1 protein-coding gene is annotated in these 1678 nt (G+C 46.8%); it reads right to left on the bottom strand.

Going from position 1 to position 1678, the window contains the following annotated elements; translation table 11 throughout:
• Nucleotides 1-1588, bottom strand: a 1588-nt coding sequence (locus tag FYJ79_RS12335; protein WP_154518908.1) for a transposase, incomplete at its 3' end; no start/stop codon positions are given.
• Nucleotides 1589-1678: the final 90 nt, after the last annotated feature.

Genomic DNA, 1678 nt, shown 5'->3' with positions numbered 1-1678 from the left:
TCTTAAGCCAGAAGCTGTGATACATCCTGAAATTATATCCCAGGCACACGAGCTTGAACTCCATCTCGGCATTCTTCAGGCCTCTTCTGGCCAGGCGCTCATAGCTCATGCCTCTCTTGATGATTCCGAAGGCTCCTTCAACCTGAATGCTTCTTTGCTTCTTCAGCTCCTTGCCGAAATCTGACCCAAGAATGGCGTCTACCTCCTCATGAAGCTGCTCCTTCACTACATTTACGCCTACCGTCTTGTAGTCAGTGTCACTGACAGCTGATCCCTTTTTCTTTCTTATGCATTTTGAGCGGTTAGGACAGCCTGAACATCTTCCGGGTTCAGCGAAAACCTGCCTGATCTGCAGGACGGATGATTCATTGCTTGTCCTGTCACCCAGATAATCACTGAAGATCCTTCCTGCAGGACATATCCTGTGCCCGCTGCTGTCAGTCTTCCAGTTTGCGGGATTGTACTTCTGTTTCCTGAATTCTGGCGTGTTCTTTCTGGCATACATGTTATACTTCATTACCGGATTCATTCCATGTGAGAGGCAGTACAGATAGTTGGCAACCGATCCGTACCCGGCATCTGCCATGGGATTGAGCGGATAGAATCCGTTCTGTCTGAAGAAACTGTCCATGAATTCAGGGAAGCATGTTGAATCACCCGCAAGCTGAAACAGTCCGGCGTTGACGATTATGCCTCCTGATACGGCTATCTGTGCATTGTAGCCGGGACGCAGCAGCCCTGTGTTGTTGTAGTAGTCAATCTTCTGGCTTGTCATGATGCAGTCAGTATCAGTCTTCGTGCAGCTGTTCCTGCCACCGAGAATGAAGAGCCATTTCTCATAGCCCAGCAGCTTCACGTAGTATCCAAGAAAGTCGTCATAGAAACGCTGGTACACTGATTTTCTCTTGCCCTTGCCATAGACGATCGTGATGTCCTCGCGTACCATCAGCTCCATCAGGTACTGTGCTATGTAGCCGATCTCCTGGGCGCAGTATTCCTTCTTGATTCTGTAAGGCCACATGAAGACCTGGCTAAGCTGCAGGATGGATTCGGAAATGGAAAAGAACAGTCTGCTTCTGAAGGTGAGGATTGCCTTTCTCCATACGAATTTGTATTTGTTGGCATTGGCAAGGAACTTCGTCCCGTCAATGTACTGAACGTTCAGGTCAGCACCGGTAAGATGTGCCAGATGAATGGAGACCTTGTTGAATACAAAATCAATGCTCTTGAGGAGATAGTCTTTCTCAAAGCGCTCAAAGGTCGACTTGGCAGGCCTTGCCTCATGGGTAAGATACATATATCTGATGTCAGTGCGGCATAGATGTTCAAGATGTCTCAGGGTGAAGTCCTTGTCGTCATAGCGGACAAAGAGCTCTGCCAGCAGCAGCCCTAGCCTGTCATGACCCTTTCTTCCCTTGCTGCTTCCCCTCTTAAGATATTTGCTTAGGTCCACTCCTTCCAGTGCATCAAGGAAAGAAAACAGATGGTCATCCTCATCAAGCAGTACGGTTGTTTCTAATGGTAAAGATAACTGAAATGTGTTATTATAATTGGTGTATATAGAGCCTTTATTATTTATAGTTTCCATAGCTCTATTATACCACAAAATAGCGGCATCATACACTATATGTGTGATACCGCTATTTTTATGCGTCTATTTTATTTCGGGACAGACCCT

It is taken from the genome of Sharpea porci, assembly GCF_009695655.1.
GTDB lineage: Bacteria > Bacillota_I > Bacilli_A > Erysipelotrichales > Coprobacillaceae > Sharpea > Sharpea porci.
Note: the sequence above shows the minus strand (reverse complement) of the source record. Positions and strands in the feature narration are given on the sequence as shown.